The sequence below is a fragment of the Nonomuraea thailandensis genome, assembly GCF_024172165.1.
GTDB classification, from domain to species: domain Bacteria; phylum Actinomycetota; class Actinomycetes; order Streptosporangiales; family Streptosporangiaceae; genus Nonomuraea; species Nonomuraea thailandensis.
In genome coordinates this window covers 6,085,162-6,106,010 of sequence record NZ_JAMZEB010000002.1, presented here as the reverse complement: position 1 = coordinate 6,106,010, position 20,849 = coordinate 6,085,162, and the positions used below count along the sequence as shown (strand labels likewise).

Below are 20,849 nucleotides of genomic sequence, written 5' to 3'. Positions count from 1 at the left end.
GGGATCAGAACCAGCCGCGGTGGCGGGCCATCTGCTCCAGGCCGCGCTGCAGGGCCGCGTCCGCCTCGTGCGGCGACTGGTCGTAGCGCACCGTGAAGCGGTTGTAGGCGTCGTGGCTGGAGGTCAGGAAGCCGCCCCGCTTGTCGGCCTCCAGGATGACGTCCATCTGCCGCGGCCCGGCGATGAACGTCAGCTCCAGCTCGTTGAAGTAACGCCGCCACTGCCCGCCCGCGTAGTACTCGATCTCCTGGAAGAACGGCATGGTCGAGCCGTACAGGGTGCCCCGCTCCAGGTCGGCCTTCTTGAACTGGAAGCCCAGCCGGTCGAGCGCCCCGATCACGTGCTCCTGGGCCGGCAGCGGGCTGACGAACAACGGGTCGAGGTCGCCCTTGTCGAGCGCCCCCGCCAGCGCCAGCTCCGTCTGGACGCCCAGCTTCATGCCGTGCAGCGGATGCCCGGCGATCGCGCTGATCGGCGTCTCCCACGGGATCGGGATCTCGAACGTCTGCTGGTGCTGCGCGCCCGACGCCAGCTGGAAGGTTCCGGCCACCTGCTGGCGCAGGAAGCTGTAGGACGTCTTGTACTCGTTGTCGCCCTGCTCGACCTCGACCACGGCGGTGAGGTCGATGTAGATGCCCTCGACCTTGTAGTCGGAGTTGCCGCCACGGAAGTGCACGACGCCGCGCAGCGGCTCGCCGGGACGCACGCCCGTGTTGGTCAACACCGTGTCAACCTCGACGCCCGCGCCGAACGCGGCCATCAACTTGCGGAACACCATGGGGTTCTCCTATGCGGAAGGTGTGTGGCCGTTCATGTGGCCTGTTCCCGTACCCGAGATGCGGGGGAGCAGCTGGGCCAGGAGAAGGGTGGAGAGCGCGGAGTCCGACTGCCCCTGCTGGGTGCGCACGACCAGCGGCTGGGGTGCGTTCTCCGCCAGTTTGGCGCCCACGTCGAGGCGCCTGCGGGCCAGCTCGTACTGCAGCACGGCCCGGTTGTCCCGGTACGACTCGGCCAGCCGGCGCAGCGCCTTGGCCTCGTTCTCGGCGGCGGTCAGCTCGGCCCTGCCGCGCGCCTCGATCTCCCACGTCACGCGCTGCGCCTCGGTCTCCTGCTCCTCCAGCATGCGCGCCACGTCCTTGCGCGCCTTGTTGTGGGCGGCCTTGACCTCGACGACGCGGGCGTCACGGGTCTTCTTGGAGCGTTCGATCTCCATCAGCAGCGTGTCGATGCGGCGCTTGCGGGTCAGCTCCCACTCGCGCTCGTAGGCCGACAGCTCCTTGGCCACCTTCTCGCGGGTGGCCAGGTGCTGCTGGTACTGGTCGGGGAGCTGCACGTCGGGGATGTTGGCGCCGGTGATGCGCACGCCGTAGCGGCCGAGCTGGCGGTTGAGCGCGTCCTGCATGTCGCCGACGTCGGAGCCGCGCAGGTCGTACGCGCGCTCGGTGTTGACCCTGCGGCTGCGCTGCCGGATCGCGTCCTGCACCGCGCTGGACAGCACCAGGTCGAAGTTGCCCGCGCCGATCGTGCGGACGAACGCCACGGGGTCCACGATCCTGAACTTCAGGAAGAACTCGATCGACTTCAGCGGCACGTTCTCGGCGGTGGGGCAGGCCACGATCGGCGCCGAGTACGGGATCTCGGTGGAGGTGTCGACGACGGCGTCCACCCGGTCCCACGGCAGCCAGAGGTAGTGGCGGCCCGGCGGCAGCGTGCCGGTGATGGCGCCCCAGCGGCTGCGCACGCCGGTGGTGCCCTCCTCGATCTCGATGATGGCCTTGCGCCACATCGTCAGCAGCGCCAGCAGCAGGAACAGCAGCGCCGCGAACGCCCCGACGAGCTTGAAGTCGGTCAGCGCGGCCATGCCGGCGAAGTAGACCGCCAGGAACACCAGCGTCATCCAGGCGAAGCCGCGCCGGTCCTTGGGGATGACGACGGGCACGAGCTGGCCCTGCTCGCCGCCGCGCAGCAGCTGGCGGATCTCACCCCAGGAGGCCAGCGATTCCTTGATCTTCGAGAACTCGCGGCTCATCTCAGACCTCCTTCCCGGGCAGCAGGCGCTCGACGGTGCGTTCCAGATCGTGGTCGGGCTCCGGCGTCTGCGCCGGCATCCGAGGGGGCTCGGCCACGTCCGCGGCGGCCTTCTTGAGCAGCGCGGCGATCTCGTCCTCGCGCTCGCGCACGCGGGTGGCGATCTCGTCGAGCCTGCCGCGGATGGCGGCCATGTCCTCGGCGGAGAACAGCGCCGCGTCCTTGCCGCCCACGAGCTGCTGGGCCAGGGCCAGGAAGTCGATGTCGGTCTGCTCACCCACCTGCACCACCTGCGGCAGCCTGGTGGCGACCGACTCCAGCTTGGCCAGCAGGTCCTGCTGGAAGCGGTAGTCGAGGATCTCGGGCGCCTCGGCGGCGGACAGCGCCCTGATGTCCAGCGCCTGCGCCTCCAGGAGCGCGGCGTTGGCGTTGGCCGTGGACTCGGCCTCGACCAGGCGCTGCCTGGCCTGCGCGGTGGCCTGGTGGCTGGCGCGTTCGAGCGCGGTGTCCATGCGGGCCTGGTAGCCGGCGATCTCGGCCTGGATGGCGCTCAGCGTCTCCTGCAGCCCTGCCAGCTCCTTGACCAGGTCGCCCTCGTTCTGCTCCTTGCGGAGCTGGAGCTCGTACTCGTAGGTGTAGGCCTCCTTGGCGACCCGGACCATCTCGGGGGCGGCCAGGTCCATGCGGTATTCCTGGCTGGACGGCTCGGCGTGGGTGATGTTCACGTCGGTGAGCCGTACGGCGGGCAGGAACTGCTGGTTGAGGCTCTCCAGCATGCCGAGCGTGCTCTCGCCGACGAGGTCGTAGATCTCCTCGGCCCGCTGGGCGTAGATGAGCGAGCGGGTGACCTCGCTGATGGCGTTCTGCAGCTTGGACTGGAAGCCGCTGACCGAGCCGAGCACGAAGATGAACTCCGCCGGGTTCTCGATCCTGAACTGCAGGAACAGGTCCACGCTGGCCTTGACGCCCTGCTGGGTGGGGGCCTCGCTGATCGGCGCGTTGAACGGGTACTCGCGGGTGGTGTTGACGATGTAGCTGACCCGCTTCCACGGGTTGAACAGCGTCACCCGGCCCGGGTCCGCGATGTGCACCAGCTTGCCGAACTGGGTGATGAGCGCCTTGCAGCCCTCGGGCACCATCACCACGCTGCGCCGCCACCACAGGAACACCGCGGCCAGCACCAGGACGACCCAGTAGTGCGGGCCGAAGACCACGTCGGCGTTCGGCACGATGTTGCCGAGCGCGCCGATGAGGCCGAGCGCCACGAGGATGCCCAGCGGCACGACCACCTTGGCGGTGCTGCCCTTGGGGATCACCACAGGCGAGATGACGTGCATGCCGTTCTCGGCGAAGCTGCGGTTGACGATCTCGCCGGCTTCGTTGAGCGAGGCGGATCTGGCCTCGATGACGGTGCCGACGGAGGCGCCGCCGTCACGGGCGGCGGCGAAGTCGTGCGGGTTCAGCCTGAAGCCCGGGGCCTGGCCGGCCAGCTGCCCCGCCTGGTCGACGACCTGCCCGACGGCCTGCCCCATGGCCTGCCTCACGTCACCCCCTTGGGCCACCGCTTGGGCCATGCCCCGTCCTGCCTGGATCAGTGCCTCTCTGGGTCGTGACATCGAACCTTCCTTTTCCGCTACAGGCGATTCCGACCGTATCGGGTGTGACTTACTGTTCGCTTGCAATGCGGTGTCATATGTGTATTGCCTCCTGTAGTAGATGTGCTATAGATGTAGTAGACCTACTATGTGGAGGATTGATGGGAGCGGTGAAGGAGCTCGCAGGCGGTGTCGACCTCGGAAAGAACGCCGCCGCCATCGAGGTCGCGGGGCTGCGGATGGCGTACGGCGAGAAGGAGGTCCTGCGGGACGTCGCCTTCACCGTCAGTCCCGGCGAGGTGATCGCCCTGCTCGGGCCGAACGGCGCCGGCAAGACCACGACGATCGAGATCCTGGAGGGCTTCAGGAAGCCGTCCGCGGGTCACGTGCGGGTGCTCGGCGTCGAGCCCGCCCGCGGCGACGAGCGCTGGCGCGCCAGGCTCGGCGTCGTGCTCCAGTCATGGCGCGACCACGGCCGCTGGCGGGTGCACCAGCTCCTGCACCACCTCAGCCGCTACTACGAGCCGTACGCGCGCCCGGACCGGCCACCGCTCGACACCGCAGAGCTGATCGGGGCGGTCGGGCTCACCGAGCAGGCCGGGCAGCGGATCAGGCAGCTCTCGGGTGGCCAGCGGCGCAGGCTCGACGTCGCCATCGGCATCGTCGGCCGGCCCGAGGTGCTCTTCCTCGACGAGCCGACCGCCGGGTTCGACCCGCAGGCCAGGCGCGACTTCCACGACCTCGCGCACCGCCTGTCGGACCTGGACGACACCACGATCCTGCTCACCACGCACGACCTCGACGAGGCGGAGAAGCTCGCCGACCGCATCCTCATCCTGTCCGGCGGCCGGATCGTCGCCGACGGCAGCCCCGACAGCCTCACGCGCGAGTTCTCCCGCGACGCCCAGGTGCGCTGGAGCCGCGACGGCGAGCACTTCGTGCACGCCACCCAGGACGCCACGGGCTTCGTCCGCGAGCTGTTCGAGCAGTACGGCGGCCAGATCGGCGACCTGGAGGTGCGCCGGGCCACCCTGGAGGACACCTACATGACGATCGTCAAGAAGGAGGAAGGGTGAACCCCACGCTGCACGCCGCCCGGCTCGGGGTGACCCGCGGGTGGGTCGAGTTCAGGCAGCAGCTCACCAGCGCGCAGGACATGGGCTTCACCGTGGTGAGCACCGCGGCCCTCGTGGTCGTGCTGTACTTCCAGCGCGACGCGACGCTGCCCGGCACCGGCGTCTCGCTGGCCGCGGCGACGCTGCCCGGCCTGGTGGGCCTGATGATCCCGCTCAACGGGCTCATGGGAGCGGTGGGCGCGCTGTCCGTCGAGCGCGAGGACGGCACCCTGCTGCGGGCCAAGGCCGTGCCGCAGGGCATGGTCGGCTATCTCGTCGGCAGGATCGTCATGCTGTCCATCACCACGATCTGCTCCGTGGCGGTGATGCTGACCGCCGGGCTGTTCTTCGTGCCCGGGCTGCTCGGCATCGGGGCGGGAGGCTGGCTCACCCTGGCCTGGATCGCCCTGCTGGGGCTGCTGTCCTCGCTCCCGCTCGGCGCGATCATCGGCTCCCTGGCCAAGAGCCCCCAGTCCGCGGCCGGGCTGGCCATGCTGGCCGTCGGCGTGCTCACCTCGGTCTCGGGCATCTTCTACCCGATCACGGCGCTGGCCGGCTGGCTCCAGGCCGTCGCCCACGCCTTCCCGCTCTACTGGCTCGGCCTGGGCATGCGCTCGGCGCTGCTGCCCGACGCGGCCGCCGCCGCGGAGATCGGCGGCTCCTGGCGGCCCGTGGAGACCACGCTCGTGCTGCTCGTCTGGGCCGTGGCCGGGCTGCTGCTGGCGCCCCCGATCCTGCGCAGGATGGCCAGGCGCGAGTCCGGCTCGGCGATGGAAGAGCGCCGTCACCGGGCGATGCAGCGCGTGACCTGAGAAACTACGGCCTGATGAGTGAGACCGTCTACAACCGCATCGCGCTGCTGCGCGCAGAGCGGAACGTGACCCGCAGGCAGCTCTCCGACGCGCTGGGGGTGCACTACCAGACCATCGGCTATCTCGAACGCGGCGAGTACAGCCCCAGCCTCTACCTGGCGCTGCGCATCGCCGAGTATTTCGAGGTGCCCGTCGAGGTGGTCTTCTCCACCACGCCCTTCCCCCGGATAGGGGAGCGGACGGCCTGACTGTTTCTGTCGGTCGGGCCGCCTACAGTGGCAGCATGCGACCGGTCACTGATTTGCAGCGGAAGGTGGCGCCCTTCGAGGTCGTCACCGAGATGACTCCATCGGGCGACCAGCCTACGGCCATCGCCGAGCTGGAGCGCCGCGTCAAGGCCGGGGAGAAGGACAACGTCCTGCTGGGCGCCACGGGCACCGGCAAGACGGCCACGATCGCCTGGCTGATCGAGCGCCTGCAGCGGCCCGCCCTGGTCATGCAGCCCAACAAGACGCTCGCCGCGCAGTTCGCCAACGAGCTGCGCGAGATGCTGCCCAACAACGCGGTCGAGTACTTCGTCTCGTACTACGACTACTACCAGCCCGAGGCGTACGTCCCGCAGAGCGACACCTACATCGAGAAGGACTCCTCGATCAACGACGAGGTCGAGCGGCTGCGCCACTCGGCCACCAACTCGCTGCTCACCCGCCGCGACACGATCGTGGTCGCCTCGGTGTCGTGCATCTACGGCCTGGGCACGCCGCAGGAGTACGTCGACCGCATGGCCCGCCTGCGCGTCGGCATGGAGACCGATCGCGACCAGCTCCTGCGCCGCCTGGTCGACATGCAGTACACCCGCAACGACCTGGCCTTCACCAGGGGCACGTTCCGGGTGCGCGGCGACACGATCGAGATCATCCCGAAGTACGAGGAGCTCGCCGTCCGCATCGAGATGTTCGGCGACGAGATCGAGAAGCTCTCGACCATGCACCCGCTCACCGGCGAGGTCATCACCGAGGACGAGGAGCTCTACATCTTCCCCGCCTCCCACTACGTCGCCGGCGAGCAGCGCATGGCCGCCGCCGTGGCCGGCATCGAGGCGGAGCTGGCCGACCGCCTGGCGGAGCTGGAGCGGCAGGGCAAGCTGCTGGAGGCCCAGCGGCTGCGCATGCGCACGACGTACGACATCGAGATGATGCGCCAGGTCGGCACCTGCTCCGGCATCGAGAACTACTCGCGCCACATGGACGGCCGCGAGGCGGGCAGCGCGCCCAACACGCTGCTCGACTACTTCCCTGAGGACTTCGTGCTGGTCCTCGACGAGTCCCACCAGACCGTGCCGCAGATCGGCGCCATGTACGAGGGTGACGCCTCCCGCAAGCGCACGCTGGTCGAGCACGGCTTCCGGCTGCCGTCGGCGCTCGACAACCGGCCGCTGAAGTGGGAGGAGTTCCTGGAGCGCATCGGGCAGACGGTCTACCTGTCGGCCACGCCGGGGCCGTACGAGCTGGGGCGGGTCAAGGGCGACGTGGTGGAGCAGGTCATCCGCCCGACCGGCCTGGTCGACCCCGAGATCGTGGTCAAGCCCACCAAGGGCCAGATCGACGACCTGGTGCACGAGATCCGCGAGCGGGCCGAGCGCGACGAGCGCGTCCTGGTCACCACGCTGACCAAGAAGATGTCCGAAGACCTCACCGACTACCTCCTGGAGCTCGGCATCCGGGTCCGCTACCTGCACAGCGAGGTCGACACGCTGCGCCGCATCGAGCTGCTGCGGGAGCTGCGCACCGGCGAGTTCGACGTGCTCGTCGGCATCAACCTGTTGCGCGAGGGCCTCGACCTGCCCGAGGTGTCGCTGGTGTGCATCCTCGACGCCGACAAGGAGGGCTTCCTGCGCTCGGAGACGTCGCTGATCCAGACCATCGGCCGCGCCGCCCGTAACGTCTCGGGCCAGGTGCACATGTACGCCGACAAGATCACCCCGTCGATGGAGCGGGCCATCGACGAGACCAACCGGCGCCGTGCCAAGCAGATCGCCTACAACGAGGCCAACGGCATCGACCCGCAGCCGCTGCGCAAGAAGATCGCCGACATCCTCGACTCGCTGCAGCGCGAGGACGCCGACACCCAGCAGCTCATGGGCGGCGGCCGGCAGCAGTCGCGCGGCAAGGCCCCGGTGCCCGGGTTCGCCGCCCGGCAGGCGGGCCAGCACGCCAAGGCCATCGCCGGCGAGATGCCGCGCGCCCAGATGGAGTCGCTCATCGAGTCGCTGACCGAGCAGATGCACCAGTCGGCGGCCGACCTCCAGTTCGAGGTGGCGGCCCGGCTGCGCGACGAGATCAAGGAGCTCAAGCGCGAGCTGCGCGACATGCGCGAGGCGGGGGTTCAATAGGACGTATGCCTTCTGACCTGGGCGAATGCTTCACCCCTGGGTGGGCAGCGTCCAGGTATGAACAAGACGCTCATCGGGGCCCTGGTCGGCGCGTCGGTGCTGGCGGGGGGCTGCGGCGCCGTGCCGCACGAGGCGAGGCTGGCCGTCCAGTCCTCGCCGACCATCGGCACCCCCACGGCCACCACCGCGCCCCCGGGGAGCCCCACGAGCTCCCCGGGGGCGGGAGACCTCAAGCAGGCCGCCAAGGCGGCGCTGGGCGCGGTGCCGGGCTCCACCCTCGTCTCGATCGAGACCGAGGAGAACGGCCGGCTGTGGGAGGTGCAGGTCGTCGGCGAGGACGGGACCGAGCACCAGATGGACGTGGAGGCCGGCAAGGTCGTCAGCGGTCCCACCACCGAGCAGGAGGACGCCGACGACAAGGCCAAGCACCGCGCGCGGGTGTCGGCGAGCAAGGTCGACTACGCCCAGGCTGCCGACAAGATCGCGGCGGCGGTGCCCGAAGGGCGGATCACCGAGCTGAACCTGGACATGAAGCAGGGCAGGACCGTCTGGGAGGCGGACGTGATCGCGCCGGACGGGGCGAAGCACGAGGTCGCGGTGGACGCCGCCACTGGCGCCGTCACCAGGACCAACAGCGCCACGACGTGACGCGCGCCGCGAGGTGACGTGTGCCGCGAGGTGACGTGTGCCGCGAGGTGACGTGTGCCGTGGCGTCATGCGTTGTCCTTCGGCCCGCAGGTGGGCTGCGGGCCGAAGGCGGCGCGTCAGGAGAGCAGGCCCGTGAGCGTGCGGGCGAAGGCCTCAGGGTTGTCGAGCATGATGTTGTGCCCCGACTCGGGGATCTCCAGCACCCGCACGCCCGCCTCCCGCAGCTCCTCCGCCCCGGCCGGCTCGTCGCCCTCCGGGTGCAGGAAGGCGCGGGGGATCGCCAGCCCGGCCAGCAGCTCCCGGACGGTGGGCGGGGACATCTCGGCCAGGCTGACCGCCGTACGGTGCAGGGCGCGCAGGTCGGCCAGGCGCATCGTGGACCACCAGTGCGGCCCCACCCGATCGCGCACCTCCTTCCACCCTCCCGCCACGAACTCCTCCTCGCCGAAGGCCACGATGCCGCTTCCGCCCGGCCGGACCGGCGTGCGGGGATAGGGGTCGAGGTTGGCGTCGACCAGGATCAGGCGGGCGACCAGCTCGGGATGGCGCGCGGCCAGGATCGTGGCCACCGCCCCGCCCATGCTGTGCGCGATCACCGAGGCCCCGGCCACCCCGGCCTTGCGCAGCCCCGCCGCCAGGGCCTCCGCGTGGGCCTCCAGCGTGTACGGGAAGTCCTGCGGCCGGTCGCTGATGCCGAACCCGAGCAGGTCGATCAGGAGGGACCGGTGCCGGGGCAGGAGGGGGTGCGCCGCCACCTCCGCGTAGTACGGGGCCGAGGTGGCGCCCAGACCGTGAACGTAGACACGCGCCGGCTCCTCGCCGGGCAGCTCCACCCAGCGCATGCGGGCGCCGCTGGGGTGAACGATGGCATCGTGCATGACGGATCTCCTCATGTATCGGGGCCAATATATATCGGCATCGAGGTATGCTGACAGCCATGTTGGAGCTGGCGATACTCGGGTTCCTCAGGGATCGGCCGTTACACGGCTACGACCTGCGCCGCAGGGTGGCGGCGCTGATGGGGCACGTGCGCCCGGTGGCCGACGGCACGCTCTACCCGGCCATCAAGCGGATGGCCGCGGCCGGGTGGCTCGTCAGGAAGGACGAGCCGGGCGTGGCCGCCGCGCCACGGCGCATGTTGTACCTGACGCCCGAGGGGCGCGCGGAGCTGGAGCACCGGCTCCGGGTCCCGGACGAGCTCGACATCAGCGACGAGAACCGGTGGTTCATGCTGCTGGCCTTCCTGCGCCATCTGGACGAGCCGAAGGAGCAGGCGGCGGTGCTGCGCAGGCGGCTGGCGTTCCTGGAGGAGCCGACCAGCTTCTTCTACGACGGTGAGCGGCCGATGGCGGCCGAGGAGTTCGGCGACCCCTTCCGGCAGGGGCTGCTGACCATCGCCCATGCCACCAGCCAGGCCGAGCTCGCCTGGCTGCGCGCCACCATCGAAACCCTGGAGACCCCTGACGCCTGACGCCTCTCGGGCATGCCGGGCCAGGCGGTCCCACGCCCGTGGTGACCCCGTGGTGACGGGCCGCCTCCGGTTGGACAGCCGGCCCGCGCTCGCCCCATCCGGGCGCGCGAGGCGGCCTGTGCCCGTCGCGAAGGAGCAGCGTCAGGCGGCGAGGCGGCCCGTGGCCGGGCGAGGGGGCCTCGGGGTCTGGGACGCCCACGCTCGTCCTGAGGGGGCCGTGCCGGGCGGGGGAGGCGGTCCGCGCTCGTCCCGAAGGGATCGCGTCGGGCATGAAGGGCCGGGCGTGTCAGGGGAGGAGGCCGGCCTCCTCGCGGAGCAGGGTGGCCAGGGCGTCGGGGTCGGCGTCGGTGACGCCCTTGGCGGCGAACCAGGTGGCGACGTTGCGCGCGTCGCGGTCGAGGAACGCGCCCGGCCCTTCGTCCGCCTGCGCCAGCCGCGGAGCCGCGTACCCGCCGGGCGTCCCGGCGAACTCATGCAGGATCTCCGTCCCCACGATCTGCACCCGGGTACGGCACCGGCACTCCAGCTCCCCCAGCCGGCGCAGCGCCGAGAACTCGGCCACCGCCCGCTGCGCGGCGATGACCTGCTTGCCGAAGGCCGTACGGCCCGCCACGGCCCGGTTCATGCGGTCGTCGCGGGTCCTGCGGCCCTCCAGGTAGCCGGCGTCGCGATGGAAGAGCCGATGCTCGGCGGAGCGGTACCGCTCGGCGGCCGGCAGGCAGACCCGGTCGGTGCCCGGCACGCCGCGGGAGATCAGACGGACGTCGGCCTCCTTGCCCGTCGTGAGGATGCCGTGCTCGGTGCCGACGGCGGCCCGGCTCGGTGACGAGCCGGTCAGGGTGGGATCGCGGCCCCTTCTCCGTCGGCGTGCTCTGGTCCCAGGTGGACCAGCGGTCGCCTTCCGGCGGGCCGTCGTGCGCCTCGGGAGGCGGTCTCGAGCCGTTCGAGGTCGTCGGCGTCGAGGGCGTGCTTGCCACGGCGGCGGTGTTGCGAGTGCTTCGGCACGGTGGGGCGACTGCAGGTCTGAGGCCCACCGGCCGGCCGCGATCAGGTCGGCTGACGTCCGGTGGAAGGGAATGAGGACGCGGAAAACGGCACGCGAACAGTCGTCGTCACGGTCTCACCCTCCCTTCGTGCAGCGGTGATCGACACGAGCCACGGCCGGTGTCGCCGCAGCCCGTTCACCGCTCAGCGCCGGACCTTCTCCAAGTCGAGGTCGACGTCCACGTCGAAGCCGATGTTCGTCCGCAGCCGCCTGCGGTGGATGCCGGTAGGGACGTATGCCGTGACCGCGGGCTCCAGCTCGAACGTGTACACGACGGGTATGCCGTCTTCCTGCTCCACTCGCCGGAAATGCTTGATGCCCGCATCCGAGTACTTGATGAGTGACCCGTCGATCAGTTCGACGTGCCGGGGCGCGTCAGGGGGAAGGTGATCGAGCATGTCGGCGGTCCACCCACCCGGAGGCGCCGGGTAGAACCACTCGGGAAGGACCGTGCTCATCGGAGCATCTCCTCGGCGAATCTCACGCCTCGCATCCATGGTGTCACAGGACGTGACCCTCAGGGGCGGTCCTTGCGTTCCTCCATCGAGCGCCGGTAGAGCTCGTCGATCTGGTCCAGGGGATCGGGGGCGGGGGCGTGGCGGCGGGCCTCGATCTCCAGGTCGGTGCGGGAGGTGAGGTCGGCGATGCCGGTGGCGGTGTGCTGCACCTGGTCGCCGAGGAGGTCGGCGCGGATGCGGGCGCACATGGCCGTCAGCTTGGCCTGGTGCTCCCTGAGCCGGTCGAGGGTGGCGTGGTCCACGTACGGCGACACGCGGCGCTGCTGGGCGTACATGCCGAGCTGCCCGTCGTGCACGTCGGCCTGGGACGTCAGGTCGGCCAGGAGGCGGGGCAGGTCGCCCAGACCCCAGCCCAGGCTCTGCGCGTGCTCGACCGCCTGGCGGGTGAGGGAGACCTCGCGGCGCAGGTCGAGGCGGAGCCGCTCGACCTCGGCGGCGTCGCCCGTGCCCATCGCGTTGACGTGCGTGCTGAGGCGGGCGGTGGCCTGCTTGGCCCGGACCGCGGCCTTCCTGCCCAGCTTGACCAGGAGGTAGATGCCGACGCCGCCCAGGAGCAGGAGGAACGCCAGGATCACCAGCACGATGACAAGGAACTCGCCGATCTTCGCCACCTCCCGTTGGTGTTCGTGACTTGAAGGATAGTCGGCTCCGGAGGTTCAGGCGCGCCCGCGCGGGCGCCGCGGTGAGCAAGCAAGCTCTTGATCGGATCCGGCCCGTGTGTTTCAGTGCACATGTCTTCCCAACCACCCCTAGGAAGGGCGTTCAGGGTGCTTGACGGCAAGGTTGTGATCATCACAGGCGGCGCCCGCGGCATGGGGGCGGCCACCGCCCGGCGCTGCGTCGCGGCAGGGGCTCGGGTCGTGGTCACCGACGTGCTGGTGGAGGAGGGCACGGCGACCGCCAAGGAGCTGGACGCCCGCTTCGTCGCGCACGACGTGACGAGCCAGGACGCCTGGGCGGCCGTCGTCGCCGAGACCCTGGAGGCTTACGGCCGGATCGACGGCCTGGTGAACAACGCCGGCATCGCCACCATGCTGCCGATCGAGCAGCAGCCCCTGGAGGAGTTCCAGAACGTCCTGCAGGTGAACCTGGTCGGCACCTTCCTGGGGCTGAAGGCCGTGGTGGGGCCGATGCGCGAGCAGGGCGGCGGCGCCATCGTGAACCTGTCGTCGGTCGCGGGGCTGTTCGCGCTGCCCATGACCGGCGGGTACGGCGCCTCCAAGTGGGGGGTGCGCGGGCTGACGAAGATCGCGGCACTGGAGTTCGGGCGGGACCGGATCCGCGTCAACTCGGTGCATCCCGGGATGATCGTCACCCCGATGACGCAGAGCCTCGGCGCCGTGTCGGGGGAGGGCACGTTCGGGCTGGCCGCCGCCGGGCGCTGGGGCGAGCCGGAGGAGGTGGCGGAGGCGATCGCGTTCCTGCTGTCCGACGCCGCCTCGTACGTCACCGGCGCCGAGCTGGCCATCGACGGCGGCTGGACCGCGGGGGAGGGCTCGCTGCTGCCCCCGCCGAAGGCGCCAGGGGCCTAGGGTGCCGTACGCGGAGGTCGGCGAGGGCGTCCGGCTCTTCTACACCGACGACGGCGCGGGCGGCCCGGCGCCGCTGCTGCTGGTCCACGGCTGGGGGACCGACTCGCACCAGTGGTCGTGGCACATCGACGCGCTCGCCTCCGCGCACCGCGTGCTCGCCGTGGACCTGCGCGGCCACGGCTACTCCTCGGTCCCGGAGACGGGCAACACGCCGCGCGCGATGGCCGAGGACCTGAACGTCCTGCTCGACAGCCTGGGCATCCCCCAGGTGGTCGCGATCGGGCACTCGATGGGCGGCCAGGTGGTCTCCATCCTGGCCGTTGAGCACCCGGAGCGGGTACGGGCGCTGGTCACCCTCGACCCCGGCTACGGCATGTCGGCCGAGATCGCCCGCGGCTTCCCCGGGATGATCGCCGGCCTGCGGGGCGAGCGCCCCCACGAGGTGGCCGAGCGCATCGACGAGTGGTGCACGAACGCCGCCACCCCGCCCGTCATCAGGCGCTGGCACAAGCGCAGGCTGTACGGGATGCCGCCGCACGTGCTCGTCCAGGCGTTCGAGGCCATGTTCACCGGCCCTGACGCCATCGGGGTGCGCCCGGCCAGCGACGGCTACCTGGCCCGCAGGCAGTGCCCGGTGCTGTCGATCTGGGCCGACGCGGGGCGGGCGAGCTGGGAGGCCGGCCTGCTCAAGGACCCGGCGTCGGTGGTGCTGTCGTGGGAGGGCGCGAGCCACCGGCTGCACGAGGAGCGCCCCGGCGACTTCGTCACCGCCGTGGAGGGCTGGTTGCGCCGCCTGTGAAGGGCCCGGCGGCACAGGATGTCCCGCCGGGCGCCAACGCGCGTGAGCGTGCCAGGGTTGGGGGCCACGGATTGACGCTCACACGTCTCGATCCCTTTGTTCGCTACCTCGCACCCACCGTAGGAGACCGCGCGGGGCCGGCGCGTCAGCCTGCGGGCGGATCGCGGGTCAGCCTGGCGGGTGATGACCCCTGGCCGCCCTCCTGCGGGCGCGGAAGCGGCGTACCCGCCGCAGCAGCCACCACGCGGCCACGGCCAGCACCAGCAGCGTGACGATCACCAGCGCGGGCAGGAACACCGCGATCAGGCTCATCCCGAACGACCCGGCGTCCTCGACCGTGCTGACGACCGGGGCGCCGACGCCCGCCGTGCCCGCGTTGATCACCGGGCGGGCGGCGGCCTTGACCGCGTGCACGCCCAGCGCCAGCACGATGCCCAGCAGCCACCCCACCCAGGGGCGCTCGGTCATCCAGGTCGAATTCTCCAGCTCGGCGGCGGCACTCGTGGCGGAGAAGACCACGCCGCCCGAGGCCGGGCGCACCACGGTCTGGACGGCGTCGTTGACGCTGTCGACGGCGGGCACCTTGTCGAGCACCATCTCGGCCACCAGCAGCACCGCGAGGATGGCCAGCACCCCCCAGTTCGACAGCCAGGAGTAGCCGTCGGGCAGCCGCACGGCGTCGGTGACGTTCGCGAGCACCCCCACGACCAGGAGCGGGATGTATGCGTTCAGCCCGGCGGCCGTGGACAGCCCCAGACCGGTCAAAGCGGCCAGCATGCCCCTAGTCTGCCCGGGCCGCCTCCTCCATGAGGCGCTGCAGAGCGGGATCGGTGAACTCGGCCACCGCCCGGTCGTACTTCTCCATGCCCCACGACCAGAAGTCGAAGTCGATGCTCTCGTTCGCGCCGTCCTGGATGGAGGCCCACAACGTCCAGCCGTACTTGGACATGAGGCCGAGCAGGCGCGCCCGGGCGATCTTGTTGCGCAGGCGGCGGCCGTAGTAGGCGGTGACGAGCTGCTCCAGGTGCCCGGGCGGCAGGGCGGACTCGCTCCAGATGTTGCCGAGCTCGAAGCAGGGGTCGTTGTTGCCCGCGTACTCGTAGTCGATCAGCCAGAGGCGCTCGCCGTCGTCCAGGATGTTCCCGGGCAGCAGGTCGTTGTTACACGGAACCGTCCCTTCGTCTCTGAGGGCAAGACATTTCCGGATCTGGGTGACGGTGGGCATGAAGTCGAGATAGCGGGGCGGCAGCCGGAAGCCACGCTCGCGGACGATCTCCAGGTAGCGCCGCTGCACCTCGAACATGTCGAAGTCGCGCACGAACCGCGGCCCCGCGTGCAGCCGCCGGCACGCCTCGGCCACGCGCGGCAGGTTCGCCTGATCGTGCAGGTCGGCCTCCGTGAACGTGTGGCAGCCGGGCAGGTAGCCCACCACCAGCACCCCGAGCCCCGGCAGGTAGTCGTGCACCGGCGCGCCGACCCCCGCCCGCGCCGCCGCGATCGAGTTGGCGTGCTCGGCGTCCCTGTCGATGGCCAGCAACGCGCCGTCGCTGGCCCACACGCGCACCACGTACGCGCCGGACGGCGTCGTGACCTTGTAGTTGTGGTTGGTGAGCCCGCCGGGCAGCTCCTCCACGGAGCGCGGCACGCCGGACAGCAGGGGGATGCGATCGAGGACCTCGGGCGCGGCCATGCTCGATGCTAGCCCCGCCACCCCGAACGGTCTAGACCTTTAACGGCGTGCCGGTTAGCCTCGCGACCATGAGCGACTCGGCCCGGATCGTGATCATCGGCGGCGGGGTGGGCGGCGCGTCCGTCGCCTACCACCTCACCCGACTCGGCGAACGTGACGTCGTCCTGCTGGAGCGGGACGAGCTCACCAGCGGCTCCACCTTCCACTCCGCCGGGCTCGTCGGTCAGCTGCGCGCCGATCCCACGCTGACCCGGATGAACCAGTACTCCGTCGAGCTCTACCGCACCCTCGACGCCGGATGGACCGAGTGCGGCGGCATCAAGCTCGCCTCCACGCCCGAGCGGATGGCGGAGATCCGCCGCCAGATCGGCTGGGCGCGCACGTTCGGGCTGCCGCTGGAGGAGATCTCCGTGGCCGAGGCCGTGGACCTGTTCCCGCTCATGGACCCGGAGGGCGTGGTCGGCGCGGCGTACCTGCCCACCGACGGTCAGATCGACCCCTCCCAGCTCTGCTACGCCCTGGCCACCCGCGCCCGCGAGGGCGGCGTCACCGTGCGCACCCGCACCCGCGTGCTCGGCGTCACCGTCGAGCGCGGCCGGGTCACGGGCGTGCGCACCGACCAGGGCGACATCGCGTGCGAGATCGTGGTCAACTGCGGCGGCATGTTCGCGGCCGAGATCGGCCGCATGGCCGGCGTGCGGGTCCCGATCGTGCCCATGTCGCACCAGTACGTCGTCAGCGACGCCTTCCACGACCACACCGGCCTGCCCACCCTGCGCGACCCCGACCTGCTCGTCTACTACCGCCAGGAGGTCCAGGGCCTGGTCATGGGCGGATACGAGCGCCAGTGCGCGCCCTGGACGGCCGGCCCAGGCGCCTACGACGCGGTGCCCGGCGACTTCAACGGCCGCCTCCTGCCGGAGGACTGGCCGAGGTTCGAGGAGATCTCCGACAACTCCCGCGTCCGCGTGCCCGCCATGGCCGACGTCGGCATCCGAAAGCTGATCAACGGGCCCGAGGCGTTCACCCCCGACAACGAGTTCTGCCTCGGGGAGACCGAGGTCGCCGGGTTCTTCGTCGCCGCAGGCTTCTGCGCCCACGGCATCGCGGGCGCGGGCGGCATCGGCAAGGTGATGGCCGAGTGGATCGTCGAGGGCGAGCCCAGCATGGACCTGTGGCACATGGACGTGCGCCGCTTCGGCCGCCACTACCGCTCGCCGTCGTACACGATCAAGCGGGCGGTCGAGAACTACGAGACGTACTACGACATCCGCTACCCCGGTCACGAGCGGTCGGCGGGCCGGCCGCTGCGGGTCTCGCCCGCCTACGGCTGGCACGCCGGCCACGGGGCCGTCTTCGGCGAGAAGTCCGGGTGGGAGCGGGTCAACCACTACGCCGCCAACGAGCTTCCCGGCGAGGAGGAGCGCCCGCACGGGTGGGCCGGGCGGCTGTGGTCGTCCGCGATCGGCGCCGAGCACCGGGCCACGCGCACGGCCGCCGGGCTGTTCGACGAGAGCTCGTTCGCCAAGATCGAGGTCACCGGGCCCGACGCCGCCGCGCTGCTGGAACGGGTGTGCGACAACCGGGTCGCCAGGCACGTGGGCGCCGTCACGTACACGCAGGCGCTCAACCGGCGCGGCGGCATCGAGTGCGACTTCACCGTCACCCGGCGCGGCGAGGAGGAGTTCCTGATCGTCACCGGCACCGCGTTCGGCGCGCACGACCTGGGCTGGCTGCGCAAGCAGGCCGCGCACACCGGGTCCAGAGCCCGGATCGCGGACGTGACCGGGCAGTACGCGTGCTTCGCGCTGTGGGGGCCGCGGGCCCAGGAGGTGCTGGGCGGGCTGACTCCCGACCCGCTGGACTTCCCCTTCATGGCCGCGCGCGAGCTCACCGTGGGGGACGTGCCGGTGCTGGCGCTGCGGGTGACGTTCGTGGGGGAGCACGGGTGGGAGCTGTACTGCTCCAGCGAGTACGGGCTCGGGCTCTGGCAGACGCTGTGGCGGGCGGGGGAGCCGTACGGGCTGGTGGCCGGGGGGTACAAGGCCATCGACAGCCTGCGGCTGGAGAAGGGGTACCGGGTGTGGGGGGCCGACATCGGGCCCGAGACGACGCCGTACGAGGCGGGGCTGGGGTTCTGCGTCAAGAACGACAAGGACTTCCTCGGCAGGGACGCCCTCGACCCCGCGCCCGCGCGGCGGCTGCGCTGCCTGACGCTGCGCGATCCGCGCGCCGTCGCGCTGGGCAACGAGCCGGTGCGCGTGGACGGGCGGGTGGAGGCCCGGGTGACCTCCGGCGGTTACGGGTACACCGCGCGGGAGTCGATCGCCTACGCCTACCTGGAGGCCGAGCCGGGGACGCCGGTCGAGGTCGAGGTGGAAGGACGGTGGGTGCCGGGGGTGGTCGTCAAGGGCCCGCTGGTGCCGTGATCGGGCCCGCGTCCCCAGGCGTGCCCGTGACGCGGGCCGCCCCTCAGGCGGGCTCCGTGACGCCGCTGCGTACCGAGATGCGGACGCGGTCGGGGCGGAACAGGTCGAGCGCGTACTCCACCGGCGTGCCGCCCGCCGCGTAGGCGGTGCGCTCGATCAGCATCAGCGGCGCGCCCGGCTCGATGCCCAGCTCGGCGGCCTCGGCCGGCTGGGCGATCACCGGGTCGAGGTGCTCGACCGCGGTGCGCGGCTCCAGGTCGTACCGGGCGGCCAGCAGCGCGTACAGCGAGCCGGTGAGGTCCTGGTCGAGCAGGCCGGGCAGGTCGGGGAAGTACGAGCGCTCCAGCGCCACCGGCGACCGGCCCGCCGAGCGCACCCGCGCCACCTCGTGCACCGGCGAGCCGGGCGCGACGCCCAGCGCCACGGCCGCGGCGGCGGGCGCGGGCACCGTCGCGGCCCGCAGGATCCGCGCCTCGGCCCGCAGGTGGGCGCGGCGCATCTGCTCGGTGAACCCGGCCAGCCCGGTCAGGTCGCAGTCGACGCGCGGGCCGGGGCCGGGCTCGGCGACGAAGGCGCCGCCCGACCTGCCGGGCACGCGCAGCAGCACGCCGTCGCGCTCCAGGGAGGCCAGCGCCTGCCTCAGCGTCATCCTGCTCACGCCGAGCCGCCCGGCCAGCTCCCGCTCACCGGGCAACCGGTCGCCCGGCACCAGCTCGCCGGCCGCGATCGAGGCCAGCAGCCAGCGCTCGATCTGGGCGTGCGCCGGGACGCCGGTGCCGCGTTCCAGCTCAGGCGGAGTCCCGACCACAGGCGCAGGTTACCTTCTGGGAAAGAACGGGCAAACGCCCGGGTCTCACTCCGCAGACAGCCGGTGCAGCCGCTCGATCGCCTCGCCGAACTCGCCGATCATGTCGTAGACCACGTCCTTGGCCGGTCTCACCTGGTCGAGCTGGCCCACGACCTGCCCCACGAAGTAGTTGACCAGCTCCACCGCTCCCGGCTCGCCCTTCTCGGCCGCCGTCCCGATGCGCGCCATCGCGCCCTCGGCCAGCAGCATCTGCAGCGGCATCCCCAGAGCGCCCGGGCTCTCCTGGCCGGAGTCCCACTCCTCGGTCCAGGCGGACTTGAGCTGGCGGGCCGGCTTTCCCGTACGGGAGCGCGACCTGACCGTGTCCAGCGACGACGCCGCCAGGAACTTGGCCTTGACCGCCGGCGCCGTCTCGGCCTCCTCGGTCGTCAGCCACACCGAGCCGCACCACACGCCTTCGGCCCCGAGCGCCATGGCCGCCGCCATCTGCCGTCCCGACGCGATCCCGCCCGCCGCCAGCACCGGGACCGGCGCGACCGCGTCCACGACCTGCGGGACCAGCACCATCGTGGAGACGTCACCGGTGTGACCGCCCGCCTCCGTGCCCTGCGCCACGATGAGGTCCGCGCCCGCCGCCACCTGCCTGCGGGCGTGCTCGACCGTGCCCACCAGCGCGGCCACCGGCACCCCGGCCTCCCTGGCCCTGGAGACCATCTCGGGCGGCGGCGGCCCCAGGGCGCTGGCGATCAGCCCGATGCGGTGCTTGAGCGCCACGTCGATCAGCCCGGTCGCCCCGGCCGCCGTCACCCTCCTGCCGAACTCGTCGGCCACCGCCGTCATGGGCTGGCCCGGGGCGCTGACGCCGTACTTGGCCAGCAGATGGGTGACGAAGTCGCGGTGGCGGTCGGGGACGGCCTCCATGAGGTGCGTGCGCCGGTCGAGCGCGGAGGCGTCGATCTTGCCCGGGACGAGCACGTCCACGCCGTACGGGCGGCCGCCCACCCGTTCGTCCAGCCAGGTCAGCTCCGTGTCGAGCTGCTCGGGCGAGTACGCGACCGCGCCCAGCACCCCGAAACCGCCCGCGTTCGTCACGGCGGCCACCACGTCGCGGCAGTGGCTGAAGGCGAACAACGGGAACTCGATGCCCAAACGCTCACAGATGGCGGTCCGCATGGAACGACGCTAACTGTCAGAACCTTGTTCGGTCCAGAGGGTGACTCAGGGGAAGGTGTCCAGCGTGATCGGCGCGTGCCAGCCGAGCTCCGGCGTGTAGCCGCGCACGCGCTTGGCGGGCACCCCCGCGACCACGCTGTGGTCGGGGAACTCGCCGCGCACCACGGCGCCGCCCGCCACCACGCACTGGCGTCCCAGCGTGGTGCCCGGCAGGATGATCGCGCCCGTGCCCAGCCAGGAGCCGGAGCCGATGGAGACCGGGCTGTTGCGCGGCCACTGCCGCCCGATGGGGATGTCCGGGTCGTCGTAGACGTGGTTCTGGTCGGTGATGTAGACGTACGGGCCGGTGAAGACGTCGTCGCCGATCTCGACCGACTGGTGCGCGACGATGTGCGAGCCCCGGCCGATCGAGCAGCTCGCGCCGATCCGCAGGATCGTGTCGGGGCCGAGATCCCGGTCGGGGACCATGCCGCACGACATCGACACCCGCTCCCCGATGAGCGTGTGGTCACCGATCTCGATCCACTGCTCGCCGAAGATCGCGCCAGGGGGGAACGCGATGCTGACCCCGGGGCCGAGCCGGCGGAATCGGTAGCCGGCGGGACTGGCCGGAGAAATCTCACCGGCGTGCCGGATCGCCGCGTAGGTACGGTGAATCAACGCGCCCAAAGCCCGCCGAACTACTGACATAGGGACCAAAGTTACCGCTAGGTCATGCCGTTCAGGCATGTGAGGGGCGTTGTTTGATATCCTGAGAGCCCGTGGACACTTCGACCACACCTCGAGCCACGGGA

The 20,849-nt window shown here is 71.3% G+C and carries 21 protein-coding genes; 9 read left to right on the top strand and 12 right to left on the bottom strand.

From position 1 onward, the window contains the following. Nucleotides 1-4: 4 nt before the first annotated feature. The 3 genes from HD597_RS31540 to HD597_RS31530 are packed head-to-tail and all read right to left on the bottom strand — an operon-like array spanning nt 5 to nt 3,644. Complete coding sequence (locus HD597_RS31540) at nt 5-778, bottom strand: sporulation protein (RefSeq protein ID WP_253746764.1); 774 nt, start codon at nt 776-778, stop codon at nt 5-7. 9 nt (nt 779-787) lie between these two features. Further along, nucleotides 788-2,029, bottom strand: a complete 1,242-nt coding sequence (locus HD597_RS31535) for an SPFH domain-containing protein (RefSeq protein WP_253746758.1) — start codon at nt 2,027-2,029, stop codon at nt 788-790. Nucleotide 2,030: 1 nt separating this feature from the next. After that, complete coding sequence (locus tag HD597_RS31530) at nt 2,031-3,644, bottom strand: SPFH domain-containing protein (RefSeq protein WP_253746756.1); 1,614 nt, start codon at nt 3,642-3,644, stop codon at nt 2,031-2,033. 140 nt (nt 3,645-3,784) lie between these two features. Here HD597_RS31530 and HD597_RS31525 point away from each other — a divergent pair, with 140 nt between their 5' ends. The 5 genes from HD597_RS31525 to HD597_RS31505 are packed head-to-tail and all read left to right on the top strand — an operon-like array spanning nt 3,785 to nt 8,590. Beyond that, on the top strand, nt 3,785-4,699 hold the full coding sequence (locus HD597_RS31525; protein WP_253746754.1) for an ABC transporter ATP-binding protein: 915 nt from the start codon (nt 3,785-3,787) through the stop codon (nt 4,697-4,699). Then, nucleotides 4,696-5,550, top strand: a complete 855-nt coding sequence (locus tag HD597_RS31520; protein ID WP_253746748.1) for an ABC transporter permease — start codon at nt 4,696-4,698, stop codon at nt 5,548-5,550. The genes HD597_RS31525 and HD597_RS31520 overlap by 4 nt, the downstream gene beginning before the upstream one ends. A 14-nt stretch (nt 5,551-5,564) precedes the next feature. Further along, a complete protein-coding gene (locus HD597_RS31515) occupies nt 5,565-5,798 on the top strand; it encodes a helix-turn-helix transcriptional regulator (RefSeq protein WP_185106606.1) in 234 nt (77 codons plus the stop codon). Nucleotides 5,799-5,833: 35 nt separating this feature from the next. Further along, on the top strand, nt 5,834-7,942 hold the full coding sequence (gene uvrB / locus HD597_RS31510; RefSeq protein WP_253746747.1) for an excinuclease ABC subunit UvrB: 2,109 nt from the start codon (nt 5,834-5,836) through the stop codon (nt 7,940-7,942). Nucleotides 7,943-7,999: 57 nt separating this feature from the next. After that, nucleotides 8,000-8,590, top strand: a complete 591-nt coding sequence (locus tag HD597_RS31505; RefSeq protein ID WP_253746746.1) for a PepSY domain-containing protein — start codon at nt 8,000-8,002, stop codon at nt 8,588-8,590. 116 nt (nt 8,591-8,706) lie between these two features. On the opposite strand, the gene HD597_RS31500 is transcribed toward HD597_RS31505, so the two are convergent. Then, entirely contained in the window at nt 8,707-9,468 is a 762-nt protein-coding gene (locus tag HD597_RS31500) for an alpha/beta fold hydrolase (protein WP_253746744.1), read from the bottom strand. Between the two features lie 59 nt (nt 9,469-9,527). Here HD597_RS31500 and HD597_RS31495 point away from each other — a divergent pair, with 59 nt between their 5' ends. Next, nucleotides 9,528-10,061 (top strand): PadR family transcriptional regulator, encoded by a 534-nt coding sequence (locus tag HD597_RS31495; protein ID WP_253746742.1) that lies wholly within the window; start codon nt 9,528-9,530, stop codon nt 10,059-10,061. Nucleotides 10,062-10,347: 286 nt separating this feature from the next. Here HD597_RS31495 and HD597_RS31490 read toward each other — a convergent pair whose 3' ends face one another. The 3 genes from HD597_RS31490 to HD597_RS31480 form a co-directional block, all read right to left on the bottom strand. Further along, nucleotides 10,348-10,803 carry a hypothetical protein gene (locus HD597_RS31490; protein ID WP_253746740.1) on the bottom strand — a complete coding sequence of 152 codons (456 nt, stop codon included), beginning with the start codon at nt 10,801-10,803 and terminating at the stop codon, nt 10,348-10,350. 446 nt (nt 10,804-11,249) lie between these two features. Continuing rightward, nucleotides 11,250-11,564, bottom strand: a complete 315-nt coding sequence (locus HD597_RS31485) for a hypothetical protein (protein ID WP_253746739.1) — start codon at nt 11,562-11,564, stop codon at nt 11,250-11,252. Between the two features lie 59 nt (nt 11,565-11,623). Next, the gene (locus HD597_RS31480; RefSeq protein WP_253746737.1) at nt 11,624-12,235 is read right to left on the bottom strand and encodes a hypothetical protein; all 612 of its coding nucleotides are present in this window, start codon (nt 12,233-12,235) and stop codon (nt 11,624-11,626) included. 120 nt (nt 12,236-12,355) lie between these two features. Here HD597_RS31480 and HD597_RS31475 point away from each other — a divergent pair, with 120 nt between their 5' ends. Both HD597_RS31475 and HD597_RS31470 read left to right on the top strand, forming a co-directional pair. Continuing rightward, nucleotides 12,356-13,156: a glucose 1-dehydrogenase gene (locus HD597_RS31475; protein WP_276083071.1), complete on the top strand. Its 801-nt coding sequence runs from the start codon at nt 12,356-12,358 to the stop codon at nt 13,154-13,156. A 1-nt stretch (nt 13,157) separates the two neighbouring features. Then, complete coding sequence (locus HD597_RS31470; protein ID WP_253746735.1) at nt 13,158-13,955, top strand: alpha/beta fold hydrolase; 798 nt, start codon at nt 13,158-13,160, stop codon at nt 13,953-13,955. 168 nt (nt 13,956-14,123) lie between these two features. Here HD597_RS31470 and HD597_RS31465 read toward each other — a convergent pair whose 3' ends face one another. Next, a complete protein-coding gene (locus tag HD597_RS31465) occupies nt 14,124-14,732 on the bottom strand; it encodes a DUF4126 domain-containing protein (protein ID WP_253746732.1) in 609 nt (202 codons plus the stop codon). A gap of 4 nt (nt 14,733-14,736) precedes the next feature. Beyond that, complete coding sequence (locus HD597_RS31460; RefSeq protein WP_253746730.1) at nt 14,737-15,645, bottom strand: choline kinase family protein; 909 nt, start codon at nt 15,643-15,645, stop codon at nt 14,737-14,739. A gap of 68 nt (nt 15,646-15,713) precedes the next feature. Here HD597_RS31460 and HD597_RS31455 point away from each other — a divergent pair, with 68 nt between their 5' ends. Continuing rightward, entirely contained in the window at nt 15,714-18,074 is a 2,361-nt protein-coding gene (locus HD597_RS31455; protein WP_253746729.1) for a GcvT family protein, read from the top strand. 43 nt (nt 18,075-18,117) lie between these two features. Here the strand turns inward: HD597_RS31455 and HD597_RS31450 are convergent, their stop codons facing one another. The 3 genes from HD597_RS31450 to HD597_RS31440 are packed head-to-tail and all read right to left on the bottom strand — an operon-like array spanning nt 18,118 to nt 20,715. Then, on the bottom strand, nt 18,118-18,882 hold the full coding sequence (locus HD597_RS31450) for a GntR family transcriptional regulator (protein ID WP_253746727.1): 765 nt from the start codon (nt 18,880-18,882) through the stop codon (nt 18,118-18,120). Between the two features lie 45 nt (nt 18,883-18,927). Next, nucleotides 18,928-20,055, bottom strand: coding sequence for an NAD(P)H-dependent flavin oxidoreductase (locus tag HD597_RS31445; protein WP_253746725.1), 1,128 nt, complete (start codon nt 20,053-20,055; stop codon nt 18,928-18,930). Between the two features lie 45 nt (nt 20,056-20,100). After that, entirely contained in the window at nt 20,101-20,715 is a 615-nt protein-coding gene (locus tag HD597_RS31440) for an acyltransferase (RefSeq protein WP_308210723.1), read from the bottom strand. Nucleotides 20,716-20,849: the final 134 nt, after the last annotated feature.